General features: G+C 67.4%; 17 protein-coding genes. 12 read left to right on the top strand and 5 right to left on the bottom strand.

All coding sequences use genetic code 11. The features are described 5' to 3' along the window. Positions 1–23: 23 nt before the first annotated feature. From OG405_RS01635 to OG405_RS01595, 9 genes are all read left to right on the top strand, one after another. Complete coding sequence (locus OG405_RS01635; RefSeq protein ID WP_327149871.1) at positions 24–1,304, top strand: magnesium transporter MgtE N-terminal domain-containing protein; 1,281 nt, start codon at positions 24–26, stop codon at positions 1,302–1,304. A gap of 14 nt (positions 1,305–1,318) precedes the next feature. Beyond that, complete coding sequence (locus tag OG405_RS01630) at positions 1,319–1,909, top strand: DUF1003 domain-containing protein (protein ID WP_327152598.1); 591 nt, start codon at positions 1,319–1,321, stop codon at positions 1,907–1,909. Between the two features lie 144 nt (positions 1,910–2,053). Then, the gene (locus tag OG405_RS01625; protein ID WP_327149870.1) at positions 2,054–3,406 is read left to right on the top strand and encodes a lytic transglycosylase domain-containing protein; all 1,353 of its coding nucleotides are present in this window, start codon (positions 2,054–2,056) and stop codon (positions 3,404–3,406) included. Positions 3,407–3,681: 275 nt separating this feature from the next. Beyond that, positions 3,682–4,539 (top strand): lytic transglycosylase domain-containing protein, encoded by an 858-nt coding sequence (locus OG405_RS01620; RefSeq protein WP_327149869.1) that lies wholly within the window; start codon positions 3,682–3,684, stop codon positions 4,537–4,539. A gap of 19 nt (positions 4,540–4,558) precedes the next feature. Continuing rightward, positions 4,559–5,695 carry an Mrp/NBP35 family ATP-binding protein gene (locus tag OG405_RS01615; RefSeq protein WP_327149868.1) on the top strand — a complete coding sequence of 379 codons (1,137 nt, stop codon included), beginning with the start codon at positions 4,559–4,561 and terminating at the stop codon, positions 5,693–5,695. Between the two features lie 19 nt (positions 5,696–5,714). After that, a complete protein-coding gene (locus OG405_RS01610; protein ID WP_327149867.1) occupies positions 5,715–6,035 on the top strand; it encodes a DivIVA domain-containing protein in 321 nt (106 codons plus the stop codon). A gap of 26 nt (positions 6,036–6,061) precedes the next feature. Next, positions 6,062–6,613 (top strand): DNA-3-methyladenine glycosylase I, encoded by a 552-nt coding sequence (locus OG405_RS01605; protein WP_327152597.1) that lies wholly within the window; start codon positions 6,062–6,064, stop codon positions 6,611–6,613. A gap of 158 nt (positions 6,614–6,771) precedes the next feature. Next, the gene (locus OG405_RS01600) at positions 6,772–6,939 is read left to right on the top strand and encodes a DUF3117 domain-containing protein (RefSeq protein ID WP_011211259.1); all 168 of its coding nucleotides are present in this window, start codon (positions 6,772–6,774) and stop codon (positions 6,937–6,939) included. Continuing rightward, entirely contained in the window at positions 6,926–7,795 is an 870-nt protein-coding gene (locus tag OG405_RS01595; protein ID WP_327149866.1) for a putative RNA methyltransferase, read from the top strand. The genes OG405_RS01600 and OG405_RS01595 overlap by 14 nt, the downstream gene beginning before the upstream one ends. Before the next feature lie 97 nt (positions 7,796–7,892). On the opposite strand, the gene glgA is transcribed toward OG405_RS01595, so the two are convergent. Next, entirely contained in the window at positions 7,893–9,050 is a 1,158-nt protein-coding gene (glgA, locus tag OG405_RS01590) for a glycogen synthase (RefSeq protein ID WP_327152596.1), read from the bottom strand. A 123-nt stretch (positions 9,051–9,173) separates the two neighbouring features. Here glgA and glgC point away from each other — a divergent pair, with 123 nt between their 5' ends. Next, positions 9,174–10,388 (top strand): glucose-1-phosphate adenylyltransferase, encoded by a 1,215-nt coding sequence (glgC, locus tag OG405_RS01585; RefSeq protein WP_327149865.1) that lies wholly within the window; start codon positions 9,174–9,176, stop codon positions 10,386–10,388. A 65-nt stretch (positions 10,389–10,453) separates the two neighbouring features. Here the strand turns inward: glgC and OG405_RS01580 are convergent, their stop codons facing one another. From OG405_RS01580 to OG405_RS01565, 4 genes are all read right to left on the bottom strand, one after another. Continuing rightward, positions 10,454–12,109 carry an ABC transporter permease gene (locus OG405_RS01580; RefSeq protein ID WP_327149864.1) on the bottom strand — a complete coding sequence of 552 codons (1,656 nt, stop codon included), beginning with the start codon at positions 12,107–12,109 and terminating at the stop codon, positions 10,454–10,456. Continuing rightward, entirely contained in the window at positions 12,106–13,026 is a 921-nt protein-coding gene (locus tag OG405_RS01575) for an ABC transporter ATP-binding protein (RefSeq protein WP_327149863.1), read from the bottom strand. The genes OG405_RS01580 and OG405_RS01575 overlap by 4 nt, the downstream gene beginning before the upstream one ends. Before the next feature lie 95 nt (positions 13,027–13,121). Beyond that, a complete protein-coding gene (locus OG405_RS01570; RefSeq protein WP_327149862.1) occupies positions 13,122–13,910 on the bottom strand; it encodes a TetR/AcrR family transcriptional regulator in 789 nt (262 codons plus the stop codon). 145 nt (positions 13,911–14,055) lie between these two features. Further along, positions 14,056–14,688 carry an O-methyltransferase gene (locus OG405_RS01565; protein WP_442790640.1) on the bottom strand — a complete coding sequence of 211 codons (633 nt, stop codon included), beginning with the start codon at positions 14,686–14,688 and terminating at the stop codon, positions 14,056–14,058. A 453-nt stretch (positions 14,689–15,141) separates the two neighbouring features. Here OG405_RS01565 and sigE point away from each other — a divergent pair, with 453 nt between their 5' ends. Together sigE and OG405_RS01555 are read left to right on the top strand one after the other, a co-directional pair. Next, entirely contained in the window at positions 15,142–15,816 is a 675-nt protein-coding gene (gene sigE, locus OG405_RS01560; protein WP_327152595.1) for an RNA polymerase sigma factor SigE, read from the top strand. A gap of 64 nt (positions 15,817–15,880) precedes the next feature. After that, a complete protein-coding gene (locus OG405_RS01555) occupies positions 15,881–16,276 on the top strand; it encodes a hypothetical protein (RefSeq protein ID WP_327149860.1) in 396 nt (131 codons plus the stop codon). The last annotated feature ends 42 nt before the right edge of the window (positions 16,277–16,318 follow it).

The following is a 16,318-nucleotide window of genomic DNA, read 5'->3' as shown; positions in this document are numbered from 1 at the left end:
CCGGAACATCTAGCCTGGCAACCATGGCAGCTACCAGGGTGTATATCGCCAGGCTGACGGGCCTGGCGGTGCTGGGGCCGGACGGCGAGTCTATCGGCCGTGTTCGTGACGTCGTGGTCGCCGTCCGGTACGACCGGCAGGAACCGCGTGTCCACGGCCTGGTGGTGGAGTTGCCGACCCGGCGCCGCATATTCGTCCCGATGCTGCGGGTGACCGCCATCGAACCCGGTTCGGTGACCTTGAACACCGGCAATGTGAGTCTGCGCCGGTTCGCGCAGCGGCCGGGTGAGTTGCTGGCCATGGCGCAGATCGTCGACTCCGCAGTGCGGGTGGAGGATCCGGATCTGCCCGATCTGGCCGGGATCGATGTGTTCGTGGTGGATCTGGGAATCACGCTGACCCGGACCCGGGACTGGCGGGTCTCCCGGGTCGCGGTGCGCGGGCATCGCCGGCTCGGGCGGCGGCGCACAGTGCACGTGGTGGACTGGGCCCGGGTTCAGGGGCTCACACCGTATGAGCTGGGGCGACCGGGTCAGGACGTGAGCACGTTGCTCGAACAGTTCGAGGGCCAGCGCGCCGCCGATGTCGCGCATATGTTGCGTGAACTTCCGGAGAAGCGCCGGCTGGAGGTGGCGGTGGCGCTCGACGACGAACGGCTCGCCGATGTGGTCCAGGAGCTGCCCGGGGACGATCAGCTGGAGTTGCTGGGGAAACTCGATATCGGGCGGGCGGCCGATGTCCTCGAGGCCATGGATCCCGACGATGCCGCCGACCTGCTGGGCGGGCTGCCGGAGAACGAAGCCGAATCGCTGCTGACGCTGATGGATCCGGAGGAGTCGGAGCCGGTCCGCCGGCTGCTCGAGCATTCCCCGGATACCGCCGGTGGACTGATGACGCCGGAGCCGGTGGTACTCACGCCGGCGACAACCGTCGCGGAGGCGCTGGCGCGGGTCCGCGATCCCGATCTGACGCCTGCGCTGGCCTCGATGGTGTTCGTGGTCCGGCCGCCGACGGCGACTCCGACCGGGCGCTATCTGGGATGTGTCCATCTGCAGCAGTTGCTGCGAGAGCCTCCCGCACATCTGGTGGGCGGGATCCTGGACACAGATCTGACGACGCTGCGCCCGGACGCGCCGCTCACCGCGGTGGCCCGCTTCTTCGCCAGCTACAACCTGGTGTGTGCGCCCGTGGTGGACGATCAGAATCATCTGCTGGGCGCGGTCAGCGTGGACGATGTGTTGGACCATCTGCTGCCGCACGGTTGGCGTGAGGACGAGCAACTGTTCGAGGGTGTACGGCAGTGACAGAGAAGAACACGGTGAGCCGGGCCGCGGCGAGCGCCCGGCAGCGGTTGGAGACACCGGTCGAATCCCGGTTCCGATTCGATTGGGACGCAGATGCGTTGGCGCGCGGCAGCGAGCGGATCGCCCGATTCCTGGGCACCGGGCGCTATCTGGCGATCCAGACGGTGGTGGTGATCGTCTGGATCATTCTGAACATCTTTGTCATCACGCTGCGCTGGGATCCCTATCCCTTCATCCTGCTGAATCTGGCCTTCTCCACTCAGGCCGCGTATGCCGCGCCGCTGATCCTGCTGGCCCAGAACCGGCAGGACAATCGGGACCGGGTATCGCTGGAGGAGGACCGGTTACGGGCCGCGCAGACCAAGGCGGATACCGAATTCCTGGCGCGGGAGCTGGCCGCGCTGCGGCTGGCGGTCGGCGAGGTGGCCACCCGTGACTATCTGAGGCGGGAACTGGACGAGATCCGCGACGCGCTCGATCGGATCGAGACAGCGGCGGGTGTGGGTCCGACGCGCCCGGACAAATCCTCCAAGCCGAAACGCAAGAAAACCTCCGGTCACAACCCGGTTACGGGCTCGGTTTCATCGCCTGTCGCGGACGAATGACCGGAAATCCGCAATATGCTCCTGACCGGTAGGTAACCTGGATCACGTTGTCCCGAGCGTGCCGTCCGGGAATGTCCGAGACGGTTGCTCACCTGTGACATGGAGGAACGGTGGAGCCGAATGCGGATACCTACCCCTGTGGCAATGTCGGCTCTGGTCATGGCGGGCCTGGTAGCAAGCGGTTCGGCTGCCCACACCACCTTGTCCTCGACTCCCCCGGAGGCTCCCGGGGCTAGGCTCGCCGCCGATACCGGACGCCTCGATGACACGGACGCTACCGTCGATGCGCCACTGCCCCAGACACTTGGAATGTTGCCGGTCGAGCGCTCGTCGCCACGGAAACTTCGCGCACTCAGCCCCTCCCCGGCCGACGGGATCCCGCCGTTCGGCGGCATCGTTCCACTGCAGACCATCAACCTGCCCCAGGGCGGTGGCGCCCTGGGCATTCCGGAGATCGTGCTGGCCGCCTATCGCAATGCCGAACTGGCACTGCAGTCCTCGACACCCGGCTGCGGCGTCACCTGGAATCTGCTCGCCGGGATCGGCCGCATCGAATCCGGGCACGCGAGCAACGGGCGCACGGATACCGCCGGCACCACCGACCCGCCCATCCTCGGTCCCGCACTGGACGGTTCACTGCCCGGTAACGAGGTCATCCGCGCGGCCGACGGCGGTTATGTGCGGGCGCTGGGACCCATGCAGTTCCTGCCGAGTACCTGGTCGCGCTATGCCGCCGACGGGAACGCCGACGGACACGCCGATCCGCACAATGTCTTCGACGCGGCACTGGGCGCCGGTAAGTATCTGTGCTCGGGCGGTCTGAATCTGCGTGACCCGCAGCAGGAGTTACGGGCGGTGCTGCGCTACAACAACTCGATGTCGTATGCGGCCAATGTGCTGAGCTGGTCGGCGGCCTATCGGACCGGTGGGCGTCCGGCCCCGGTCACGATCTCACCCGATTCGGTCCCGCCGGGCAGCCGGCCCACCGAATTACCCGGTGGCCCAACGGATCTACTGGCCGCACAGACCGACACCAGGGTCCCGCCGCCGCCACCGTCGCTGCCGGTGCAGATACCGCGGCCCGAACCCATGATCCGGATCCCGGGCCTGCCACCGATTCCCTGCGGCCTGCTGTGCCCGCCCGCTCCTGGGGCACCGAAGGTCGGAGAGGCGCTGCCCGATCCGGCTCCGGTCGTCCCGGACCCACCCGCCGGGCAGGCGGCTCCGGCACCCGCTCCCGGCGAACCCGCACCGGCACCGGCCGAATCCGCACCGGCACCGGCCGAATCCGCACCGGCCGCACCGGCGCCCGCCGAGAACCGGAACCCGCCCGCCCCCGCACCTGCACCGGCACCGGCGGCACCGCCGGCGATCACCCTCCCGGGCGGAATCGTCATCCCGCTCCCGATCGCCGCGGCCCCGGCCTCCGCCGCGCCGACCCCGGCACCCGAGACCTCGGCACCGGCGGCACCCAACGAACCCGCCCCACCCGCCTGACCAGACGATTCCGGCGTGGGCGTACCGCTCCCACCAGCGCCCGCGCCCGGGCCCGGCAGCAACCCGGCCCGGGCGCCGGGAGCGTGTCCGAGTGCGGGCGAACCGAGATACCAAGGGCCGGCGCGGCTTTCCCCCTTCCCACGTTCGCCGAAATAATGGTCACGGAGGAGTAACAAAGTGATCTCGGATGCGGTATCCTCGACGCAACAGGTCACGGAGCGGCAACGAACCACTCGTGACCGCAGGCTGTGCGTTGAGATGAAGGGCTTGAGTACGTGGGGCGTCACCGTAAACAGCAACCTGCCACCGTTTCCCGCAGCTCGGTGATCGCGCTCACCGGGCTGGTTCCGGCCGGTGTAGTGGCCACCAACGCCGCCGCGGCGATGGCTACCGATCCCACCGCGGCGTCGGTTGCCATGCAGATCTCGGCACTGAATGCCGAGCCCGCGCAGACCGCCGCCGCTCCGGCGGGGATCGACCCCTTCGCGATGCATGCCATGGCCAAGCAGTCCCCCGAGGCGCGGGTCGAGGTGAAAACGGTCTCGCTGGATCCGAACCGCCCCCGTAGCGTTCTGCCCGTCGCGGCGTCGGGCATCCCCGGTATCGCCGAAGCCGCCTATATCGGCGCCGCGCAGATCCTGGCCGACGAGAACCCCGACTGCAATATGCCGTGGACCATGCTGGCCGGGATCGGCCGGGTGGAGTCCACCCATATGAACAACGGCCGGGCCGATGTCGACGGTAATGCCCTCGCCCCGGTCTTCGGTCCGGTGTTGGACGGCAGCCTGTCGGGAAACAATGTCATCCACGATTCCGACGGCGGCGCCCTCGACGGGTTCAACGGCTACGACCGCGCGGTCGGGCCCATGCAGTTCCTGCCGGAGACGTGGACCCAGTTCGCCGCCGACGGTAACCGCGACGGAATCTCCGATCCGCAGAACTACTACGACGCCACGCTCACCGCCGGCAAGTACCTCTGCTCGGGCGGTACGGATATGCGTGATCCCGCCCAGCAGACCAGGGCGATCCTGCGCTACAACAACTCGATGGCCTACGTGGCGAACGTCATGGCGTGGGAGCAGTCGTACCAGACGGGGATCGCACCGCGGCCCGCGGAACTTCCCAAGATCTGACGCCACTACCATCGAGGTCATGCCAGTGGTAACGGAAGCGGAGGTGCGGGGCGCCCTCGCGAAGGTCGACGACCCGGAGATCCGCAAGCCGATCACCGAACTGGGCATGGTGAAGAGCATCCGGATCGAACCGGACGGCGACGTGCACATCGAGGTCTACCTGACCACGGCAGGCTGCCCGTTGCGCACCGAGATAACCCAGCGGGTCGGTACCGCGGTCGCCGATGTCCCCGGTGTGGGCGCGGTATCGGTCGATCTCGATGTGATGAGCGACGAACAGCGCACCGAACTGCGTAAACAGTTGCGCGGCGATTCCGCCGAGCCCGTTATCCCCTTCGCCCAGCCCGGGTCGCTGACCCGCGTGTACGCGGTCGCCTCCGGAAAGGGCGGGGTGGGGAAATCGAGCGTGACGGTCAACCTGGCCGCCGCTCTCGCCGAGCGTGGTCTGTCGGTCGGGGTGCTCGACGCCGATATCTACGGTCATTCCATCCCGCGCATGCTCGGTACCGACGCCCGGCCGACCCAGGTCGAGCGGATGATCATGCCGCCGGTAGCGCACGACGTGAAGATGATCTCGATCGCGCAGTTCACCAAGGGCAATACCCCGGTGGTGTGGCGTGGGCCCATGTTGCACCGCGCACTGCAGCAGTTCCTCGCGGACGTGTTCTGGGGCGATCTGGATGTACTGCTGCTCGATCTGCCGCCCGGTACCGGCGATGTGGCGATCTCCATCGCCCAACTGATCCCGAACGCGGAGATACTCGTCGTCACCACCCCACAGATCGCGGCCGCCGAGGTCGCCGAACGCGCGGGCGCCATCGCCCTGCAGACCCGGCAGCGGGTCGCCGGTGTGGTGGAGAACATGTCCTGGCTCGACCTCCCGGACGGCACCCGGATGGAGTTGTACGGGTCCGGCGGCGGTCAGGCGGTGGCCGATCGGCTCACCCGCGCGGTCGGCGCGGAGGTGCCACTGCTCGGCCAGATCCCGATCGAACAGGCACTGCGTGAAGCCGGCGACGAAGGCACTCCCATCGTTTTGAAGGATCCGGAGAGTCCGTCCGCCGTCGCGTTGCGTGCCGTAGCGGACAAACTCGCGATCCGCCGCCGAGGCCTGGCAGGTATGTCGCTCGGTATCGACACCACCCGCCACCTCTGAGCGCACATAGACTCGGTCCATGCTCACCCTGCTGCTCTACGTACTGATCGTCGGTTTGGTGGCCGCAGTCCTGTTCCTGCTGGCCAGCGCCCTGTTCGGGCGGTCGGAGGAACTGGGTCCGCTGCCCGAGGGCACCACGGCAACGGTGCTGCCGGTGGAGGGAATCAGCGGCGGGGATGTGCGAGCGCTGCGATTCCAGCAGGTGGTTCGCGGCTACAAGGCCGGTGAGGTCGATTGGGCGCTTGCCCGGCTGGCCGCGCGGATCGACGAATTGCAGGATCAACTGCTCGAGGCGCGCGCCGTCGGCGCCGCGCCCCACCCCGGACCGGAACAGCTGTGACCGATACCACGGCAGCCGATACGCTGATGCGCTGTCCTTGGTCGGTGGATTCGCAGCTCTACCGGGACTACCACGACCAGGAGTGGGGCCGCCCGCTCCACGGTAACGACGAACTGTTCGAGCGCGTGTGCCTGGAAGCGTTTCAATCGGGGCTGGCGTGGATCACGATCCTGCGCAAGCGGCCCGCTTTCCGGGAAGCATTCGCCGGATTCGTCATCGACCGGGTCGCAGAGTTCGGCGACCCGGATCGGGAGCGCCTGCTCGCCGACGCCGGCATTGTGCGTAATCGCGCAAAAATAGACGCGTGTATCGCCAATGCGAAAGTCGCGCGCGATCTGGATATCGGCCTGGACGAATTGCTGTGGTCGTTCGCCCCGCCCGCGCGGCCGCGGCCACGCGCTTTGCCCGATATTCCGGCGACGACGCCCGAATCCATCGCACTGGCAAAAGAATTGAAGCGGCGCGGTTTCCGTTTCGTCGGGCCGACCACCGCGTACGCGCTGATGCAGGCCACCGGCATGGTCGACGACCACCTGGCCGAATGCTGGGTCGATACCCGGCAAGCCACGATCGGCTGACCGATCACATTTGGACGTCGAGTGTCCGTCATCTCATGCGATAGGGAAGAATGGACCGAGTGCGGTCCGTCGTCTCGAACGGCGGACCGCCCGGTTGGTGACAACTGGAGTTCCGAGCAAGTGCGCAGCATACAGCGCAGATCTGGAGGGAGCAGAGGATGGCGGCCATGAAGCCCCGTACCGGGGACGGTCCCCTCGAGGCAACCAAGGAAGGCCGTGGGATCGTCATGCGGGTCCCACTCGAGGGTGGCGGGCGTCTGGTCGTAGAACTCACGCCGGACGAAGCCGCGGCACTCGGTGACGAATTGAAGAGTGTCACCAGCTAGACAGGTAGCCGAAAAGTCGGCGCTCGCCGCGGTCGCCGAGGTACTGAGCTGCCCCGAATGCGACCGCGGCCTGTCGCCCGTGGAGGGGGCGCTGCGCTGCGCTCACGGGCACAGTTTCGATATCGCCCGGCAGGGCTATATCAGTCTGCTCACCGGTGCGGCCACCAAAATGACCGGTGATTCCGCTGCCATGCTCGATGCGCGAGCCACTTTTCAAGGTGCCGGATATTTCACCCCGATCGCCGACGCGATCGCCGCGGCCACGGTGACGGGACACGACCCCGGCGCTCACGGAATCCTCGCGGATATCGGTGCGGGCACCGGCTACTACCTGGCACGCGTCCTGGACGCGTTCCCGGCTGCCCGCGGAATCGGATTGGATATCGCCAAACCGGCCGGGCGCCGATGTGCTCGCGCGCACCCGCGCGCGGCCGCGGTGGTCGCCGACGCCTGGCGCGGCCTGCCGATCCGGGACCAGACGCTCACGGCCGCGTTATCGGTGTTCGCCCCCCGCAACCCCGAGGCGGTGTCCCGGGTACTGGCACCCGGCGGTCGCTATATCGTCGTCACCCCCACTACCACCCATCTCGCCGAACTGATCGAACCGATCGGTATGGTCACCGTCGACCCGGAGAAGGACCGCCGCCTCGCCGAGGCCATGGCCGGGCGGTTCACCCGGACCGAGCACCGGACGATCGAATACGTGATGACCCTGCCTCGCGCCGATATCGCGAACCTGGTGGCGATGGGCCCGTCCGCACACCACGCGGACGCGGCTGCGGAGCGGATCGCCCGCCTGCCGGAGACCTTCGAGGTGACCGCATCGGTCACCGTCGGGACCTACCTGCCGAACTGACCTCACCGGTCGCGCACGGCAGCGGTGAGAACAGGGCAATCGCACTGCCACACTGAGCAATCCACTCGCGACGTGGACCTGATCGCCGGCGCCGCGCTCATCGTTTACAGACGGCGTGGTAGACGGCCAGGGTCTGTTCAGCGATCCGGTACCAGTCGAATTCGGCCCGGGCGCGGCGGCGACCGGCCGCGCCGAGTGCGGCCGCCGACGCCCGGTCCATCGCCAGTTCATTGATCGCGGCCGCCAGTTCGTGCTCGTAGGTATCGGTCTCGCCCGCCGCGAAAGGCACGAGCCGCCCGGTCCGCCCGTCGGCCACCACCTCGGGTATGCCGCCGACATCCGAGGCGATCACCGCCGTCGAACACGCCATTGCCTCGAGGTTCACGATTCCCAGCGGTTCGTAGACCGAGGGGCAGACGAATACGGTGGCGGCCGCCAGCAGCTGCCGGATCTGTTCGGTGGGCAGCATTTCGCGGACCCAGAACACGTTGCCCCGGCGGCTGTGCAACCCGGCCACTGCCTGGGCCACCTCTGCCTCCAACGCCGGTGTGTCCGGGGCGCCGGCACAGAGGACGAGCTGGATCTCCGGGTCGATATCGCGTGCGGCCGCGAGTAGATGGCCGACACCCTTCTGCCGGGTGATCCGCCCGACGAACACGGCCAGCGGTCGGTCCACCCGCACACCGAGTTCGTCGAGGATCCGGCGGCTACCCGGGGCCGGCGGGCCGGGATGCCAGACCTCCGCGTCGATCCCGTTGCGCACGACGTGCACACGCGTCGGGTCCAAGGCGGGATAGGCGTCCAGTACATCGCGGCGCATCCAGTCGCTCACCGCGATGACGCCCTCGGCGTGTTCCAGCGCGTTACGTTCCGACCAGGACGAGAGCCGGTAGCCGCCACCCAGCTGTTCGGCCTTCCACGGCCGACGCGGCTCCAGCGAATGAGTGGTGACCACATGCGGGATCCCGTACAGCGTGGCGGCCAGATGACCCGCCAGCCCCGAATACCAGGTATGCGAATGGACCACGTCCACCGCACCCACCGCGTCGGCCATCCGCAGTTGCGCCGACATCATCCGCAGGGCGGGATTGGCGCCGCCGAGGACCGGATCGGGATCGTGCACCCGAGCCTCGTCGCGGGGCGCACCCATACAGTGCACGGTCACCGCGCTCATCCGCCGCAACCGCGCCACCAGTTCGGTGACGTGCACGCCCGCACCCCCGTAGACCTCGGGTGGGAACTCTCGGGTCAGCATGGCCACCCGTAGCTCATCGGCTACGGACAGCTCGGCCGCACCGCTGGAACCGGAACTCACGAATTCACGGTAGCCGCCGAGCGGTCGATGCCCGCCGACCACCTCGTTCGGTAGTTTGGCACTGTGAGGAGCCAGCCGCACGTACTAGGAATCGTGCTCGCCGGTGGCGAGGGCAAGCGACTCTTTCCACTGACCGCCGACCGGGCCAAACCGGCCGTCCCGTTCGGCGGCGCCTATCGTCTCATCGACTTCGTGCTCAGCAATCTCGTCAATGCCGGTTTCCTCCGGATCTGTGTACTCACCCAGTACAAATCGCATTCGCTGGACCGGCATATCTCGCAGACCTGGCGCCTGTCCGGGTTCGCCGGTGAATACATCACGCCGGTCCCCGCGCAGCAGCGGCTCGGCCCACGCTGGTACACCGGCAGCGCCGACGCGATCATGCAATCGCTGAATCTCATCTACGACGAGGACCCGGACTACATCGTGGTCTTCGGCGCCGACCACGTCTACCGGATGGACCCGGAGCAGATGGTGGCCCACCACATCGATTCCGGCGCCGGGGTGACGGTGGCCGGTATCCGGGTGCCGCGCAGCGAGGCGGGCGCTTTCGGGTGTATCGATTCCGACGAATCCGGCCGCATAATCGGTTTCCTGGAGAAACCGGCGCATCCACCGGGAATCCCCGATGATCCGAATTCGACCTTCGCCTCGATGGGCAACTATGTCTTCAGCACCAAAGTGCTGGTGGACTCGATCAAGGCCGACGCCGAGGATTCCGACTCCGACCATGATATGGGTGGCGACATCATTCCGAGTCTGGTCTCGGCGGGCCAGGCCGCTGTCTATGATTTCGCCGACAACGAGGTGCCCGGGGCCCTCGAACGCGACCGCGGCTACTGGCGCGATGTCGGCACCATCGACGCGTTCTACGAAGCACATATGGATCTGGTGTCGGTGAATCCGGTGTTCAATCTCTACAACCGGCACTGGCCGATCCGTGGTGCGGCGGAGAACCTCCCGCCGGCGAAATTCGCACAGGGTGGGCTGGCCCAGGAAACCATCGTCGGGGCGGGCAGCATCCTGTCCGCGGCGACCGTACGCAATTCGGTACTCAGTGCCAATGTGATGGTGGACGACGGCGCCACAGTCGAGGGCAGTGTGCTGATGCCGGGTGTTCGGATCGGGCGGGGCGCGGTGGTCCGGCGCGCGATCCTGGACAAGAACGTCATGGTCTCCGAAGGCGAGATCATCGGCGTGGATCTGGAGCGCGACCGTTCCCGCTTCGCCATCAGCAACGGCGGTGTGGTCACCGTCGGCAAGGGCACCTGGGTCTGACCGTTCCGGTCCGCGCCCCGAGGTGCCCCTTCCCGGCGGGAGAGGGCACCTCGGGTGACGACCGATCAGCGCACGTCGCGGCCCCGCACACCGGCGAGACCGGTCATGATCAGTACCGCGGCGATCACCGTCACCGCGACGAACGGGGTCGCGGTGAACTCCGACCCCGGGACCTTCGAGGCGTGGCTGAACGGTTCCAGATCGCGGAACCATTGCGGGGCGCCGGAGAACGAACCGAGCAGGAAGACGGCGATCGCGGCGGTCAGCAGCCCCCACGCCACCGGCGTCCACCGCGGGACCAGCCCGAACAGCGCCAGAGTCACACCGGCGAAGAACCAGATCGCCGGCAGCTGGACGAGCGCCGCGCCCACCACGCCGGGCAGTTCCCCGCCGATATCGCCCTTGGCGATGCCGTAGGCCAGGCCGCCGAGCAACCCGGCGGTCAGCATGATCACCACGGGCCCGCCGAGCGCGAACATCAGATGGGTGGCGGCCCAGCGCACCCGGCCGACCGCCCCGCTGAGCACGGATTCGGCCTGGTGGCCGTTCTCCTCGCTGAACAGCCGCAGTGTCGCCGATACGGCGTACGCAGCGCCCGCGACCCCGAGCATGGTGAAGGCGTAGGCGATGAACGAATCCTCGATCGAATCGGAGCCGCCCATCCGGGTGATCAGATCGCGCAGCGTTTCGTTCTCGCCGAAACTGTCCCCGATACCCGCCACCACGCTGCCGATCACCACGCCGTACAGCCCGACTCCGATCGTCCAGGCCAGCAGTGTCCCGCGCTGCAACCGAACGGCCAGGCCGAACGGTCCGGCCAACTCTGGACCCGCCTGGGGTGCGCCCAGTCGTTCCGCGATGAGTCCCGCGCCGACGTCGCGTCGGCGCAGCAGCGCGTAAGCGGTTGTCACCAGCACCACCATCAGCGCCAGGTGCAGCAGCAGCACCCACCAGTGGTCGCCGGCGTACGGACGGATCTGTAACGACCAGCCCTGCGGGGACAGCCACGTCAGCGGATCCGCCGGGCCCGCCCCTGCCCGGGTGTCACCGATCGCCCGGAGGGTGAAGGTGACCGCGAGCACCGCGAAGGCCAGGCCGCGAGCCGGCCGGGCGCCGGTGCAGACCTGGGCCGTCACCGCGGCTACCGCCGCGAACACCATGCCGGACCCGGCCAGCGCGAGCCCGAAGGCCAGCGAGCCGCTCGCCGGGACACCGGTCGCGGCCAGACTCACGGCGCCGAGCAGACCCGTGAGCAACGACCCGCCTCCGGCCAGTATCAGTGCGGCTGCAAGGTTCGCGTACCGGCCGACCGATGTGGCGGCCAGGATCTCGCTGCGGCCCGTCTCCTCCTCGGCTCTGGTGTGCCGGATGATCGTGAGAATGGTCGCCACCGCGATCAAGGTGTGGAACATCCCCGCTTTCCAGATGCCCACCGCACCGATCGAGGTGTTGTAGATCGGCCCGTACATCGCCAGCTGCGCGGGACTGGCCAGAATTGTGGCCGCGAACGATGCCCGGTCTGCCTCGGTGGGATACACCGATTCGATACTCGCCACATAGACCGCGCCCAGCGGCAGGGAAAGCAGCAGAATCCACAGTGGCGCCACGATCCGGTCGCGGCGCAGGTACAGCCGCAGCAACCGGATGGTTCCGGTGAATCCGGTACGACTCGGGCGGTAGTCGAGCACGCTGTGCCGTGCTCCGGCGACAGCGGTCGTCATTTCCGTGCCCCCTCCAGCTCGGCGGCTTCCTCGCCGTTGATCGAGTAGTGGCGCATGAACAGCTCTTCCAGGGTCGGCGGCCGGCTGATCAGGCTGCTGACCCCGGTATCACCGAGTACGCGGATGAGTTCGGCGAGATGTGCACCGTCGACCTGGCAGCGCAGGGTGTGATCCTCCATGCTGACATCGGCCACCCCGGGGATGGCCGCGATGTCACCGGGATCGCCGGTGAGTTCCGCGGTGATGGAGGTGCGGCTCAGATGCCGCATGGACGCCAGCGTCCCCGTCTCCACCGTGCGACCGGATCGGATGATGGTGACCCGTTCACACAGCGCCTCGACCTCCGACAGGATATGGCTGGACAGCAGTACGGTCGCGCCCCGCTCGGCCGCCGCCGCGACGCATTCCCGGAATACCTGCTCCATCAGCGGATCCAGACCCGAGGTCGGCTCGTCCAGTAGCAGCAACCGGGCATGCGAGGAGAAGGCCGAGACCAGCGCCACCTTCTGCCGGTTGCCCTTGGAGTAGGTGCGCGCCTTTTTCCTGGGATCGAGTTCGTAGCGTTCGATCAGCTCGGCCCGGCGCGCGGTATCGAGACCGCCGCGCATCGAAGCCAGCAGGTCGATGGTCTCACCACCGCTCAGCGACGGCCACAGGGTGACGTCACCGGGAACGTAGGCGATCTCGCGATGCAGTGCCACCGCGTCCGCCCAGGGGTCGCGCCCGAGCATCCGCACTTCACCTGAGGTGCGCGCCAACAGCCCGAGCAGAATCCGGATGGTCGTGGACTTGCCGGCTCCATTGGGGCCCAGGAAGCCGTGGACTTCACCCTCGGACACTTCCAGGTCGAGTCCGTCCAGTGCCCGGACCTTTCCGAAGTGTTTGTGCAGATCCCGGATCCGAATTGCCGAAATCATCGTGTCTCCTCGTGGAACAGAGAGATGTGGGACAGAGAGATAGAGCGTTGATGGAAATGGGTTCGCGGGCGCGGCGGGTCGGACGCCGCGCGGGCTCAGTTCGCGTCGCCGGCGCTTCGGGCCGGCTCCGGCGTTTCTGGTGGTCGCGGCGCTTCCGGTGTATCCGCGGAAACGGCCTCCGGCGATTCGGCGGCTCGTTCCGCGCCGCAGGGGGCGGCATCCGTATCGGGTACTTCTCGCTCGGCGGCGGTGCGTGCGGCGGCGTCGGCGAGCAGGGCGTCCAGCATGGTCGAATCGGGGAGCAGCCCCTCGGTGTAGACCTCCACGGCGGGCAGCAACATCTGATCGCCGTACTCGCGCAGGGCCTGCCGGTAGTCGACGGCCCCGGAAGCCCCGGCACGCAACTGGATGAACAACAGCATGCCGCCGCCGTTGGCGGTCGCCAGGTAACGGGCCATCGCCTTCAGATCCCGTGGCCGGCGGATGGCACCGGCGCTGATGCCCGTCTCGAGGTACTGCTCGACATCCTCGACCATGTGCTCGAACAAGGATGAAGCGAGCTCACCTCCGGCCTGGAAGCTGCGCATCATATAGGCGATGATCGGCGCGTACTCCGCTATCTCGGCCAGTTGCTGCAGGAGATTCCCCGTTGAGGGCCGGCTCAGATAGCTCATCTTCGATTCACGGATAACCGCGCGTACATGGTCGTCGCATTCGCGCCGCAATCCGTCCTTGGAGCCGAAATGATGGTTGACCAAGCCCGGCGAAACTCCCGCCGCAGCGGCGATGGCGCGTACGCCGACTCCGAAACCCTCCTCCCCGAACCGGACGAGAGCCGCGTCGCGAATACGGGCCCGCGTGTTCAGATCATCGCTTGAACGCATGTTCAATACGCTAAACACTTGTTCAATCGTCGCGCAAGAGCCGACCCCGTAGAGATTCCGTAAAGAAACACACGACCGGCGATCACACCGGACTACCGCCACAAGTGGCGAGGTCAGCGCCCGGCGAAGTCGGCGAACGGCCTCGCTACCCCTTCGAGGCGCAGAGCAACCCGTCACCGAGCGGGATCAGGACACTGGTCAGACCGGGGTCCTCGGCGACATACCGGGTGGCCGAGCGCACCGCCTGGGTCGCCGCGTCACGATTGGCCGGATCGGGCACGCGGCCCCCGAGCAGCGCGTTGTGCAGCAGCACTGCCCCGCCCGCACGCAGCAGCCGCACCGCCTCGGCGATGTATTGCGGGTGCTCGATCGGCGCAGCATCGAGAAACACCAGGTCATAGGCACCGTCGGCCAGTCGCGGTAGCACATCCAGCGCGCGCCCGTTGATCAACCTGGTCCGAGCGAGCGGAATACCGGCGGCCCGGAAGGATTCCTTGGCGGCCCGCTGATGCTCGGGCTCGGAATCAATGGTGGTCAGCGTGCCGTCCTCGCGCATTCCGTCGAGCAGCCACAACCCGCTGACCCCGGCACCGGTTCCCACCTCGACCACCGCCCGCGCGTCCAGCAACTGCGCGTACATGCTCAGCAGAGCCCCGACAGACGGCGGTACCGGTGCCGCTCCCAGCTCGGTGGCCCGTTCGCGGGCGCTGACGAGTACCTCGTCCTCGACGACGGATTCCTCCACGTAGGCGAGATTGAGCTCCAGGTTCGATGCCACGCCCAAGAGGCTATGCCAAACGCGCGATTGCTGGTCGCAACATTCTCAGGTGTCCCTCAGGATCCCCATATCGGACCCACACCAGGAGACGGAAGAGTGAGGGCTACGCAAGACCACCTAACCGAACGCGCAGAAACGGGAACAACGGAGTACCGATCCGCCGTTGTAACCCATAAACGACGGCCCGAACAACGGGCCGCCTATTCGAGCCTACGCCTCGGTCCCGATCAGGAGGTTGTCACCATCCACATGGTCGATGCGGCACGCGAGTCCGCCACCTTGCCCGAACTTCCCCGGGCGCGCCCTTCGGCGACGACGGCCGGTCACGGCCTGCCCGGGCCGGACGAATTCGGTCCTCGACCGGTTACCGGGCCGGACTCGGAGGTAGCCGCACACCGCGACCCGGTGACCAAGGATCCCGCTCCGCCGGACGCCCTGATGGAGGTGCCCGATATGTCCAGTAACGACGATCGAGCCGAGGAATACGACGTCGTGCGGGCCGTGCAGGCCGCCACTGCCGACGCATCGTCCGAACTCGACAGCATGCTGCCGCTCACCGGCACCGCCGCCTTCGACGCCACCGGTGACCGAACGGTCATGCCGACCTGGGACGAATTGGTCCGCGAACACGCCGACCGGGTCTACCGGCTGGCCTATCGCCTGTCCGGTGACGCCCAGGACGCCGAAGACCTCACCCAGGAGACCTTCATCCGGGTTTTCCGTTCCCTGTCGAACTACCAGCCCGGCACGTTCGAGGGCTGGCTGCACCGCATCACCACCAACCTCTTCCTGGACATGGTCCGGCGCCGCGGCCGCATCCGGATGGAAGCGCTACCCGAGGACTACGACCGGGTTCCCGCCGACGGGCCCGGGCCCGAGCAGGTCTTCCACGACGCCAGGCTCGACCCGGATCTACAGTCCGCGCTGGACTCGCTGGCACCCGAGTTCCGCGCCGCGGTCGTACTCTGCGATATCGAGGGCCTGTCCTACGAGGAGATCGGCGCGACGCTCGGCGTGAAACTCGGAACGGTGCGCAGTCGGATCCATCGCGGCCGGCAGGCGCTGCGCGAGTATCTTGCGCATAATGGAGTCCAGGAGCGTTTCGCCGCCGAGGCGAGCTTCGGGTGATCCTGCGATCATGACGCCGGGATCACAGCAGTTCGTGATACCGGTCGGGAAGGATGGGCAGCGAATGAGTGGCGACTCCGAAACGCCCGGTCGTCGTTCCGCGCAGTTCCACTCCACCGAGCATCTGGCGAGCGAGGCAGTCGCCGCCTACGTCGATGGCGAACTGCGGATGAATCCTTACCTGCGTGCGGCCCAGCATCTTTCGGTGTGCCCGGAATGCGCCGCCGAGGTCGAGGCCCAGCAGCAGGCGCGAATCGCCCTGCGCCGCGCCTCCCACGTCTCGATCCCCACCGGCCTGCACGACAGCCTCTCCCGTATTCCGCTCGCCGAACCGCCCAGCGGGGCACAAACGCGGAATTCGGCCGAAAATCCGCGTAACGAGGCGGTATTCGGCTTCACGAGCCAAACTTTCTCGGCAACCTTCGACAGCTTCCGGTGGTCGGTGTGGTGGCGCAAGTAGAGTTTGCCGCGTGAGTTCCGAACCGACGCAGAATTCCCCTGC

This window comes from Nocardia sp. NBC_01329, assembly GCF_035956715.1.
In the GTDB taxonomy this organism is placed as follows: domain Bacteria; phylum Actinomycetota; class Actinomycetes; order Mycobacteriales; family Mycobacteriaceae; genus Nocardia.
This window is presented reverse-complemented; position numbering and strand designations above follow the sequence as displayed.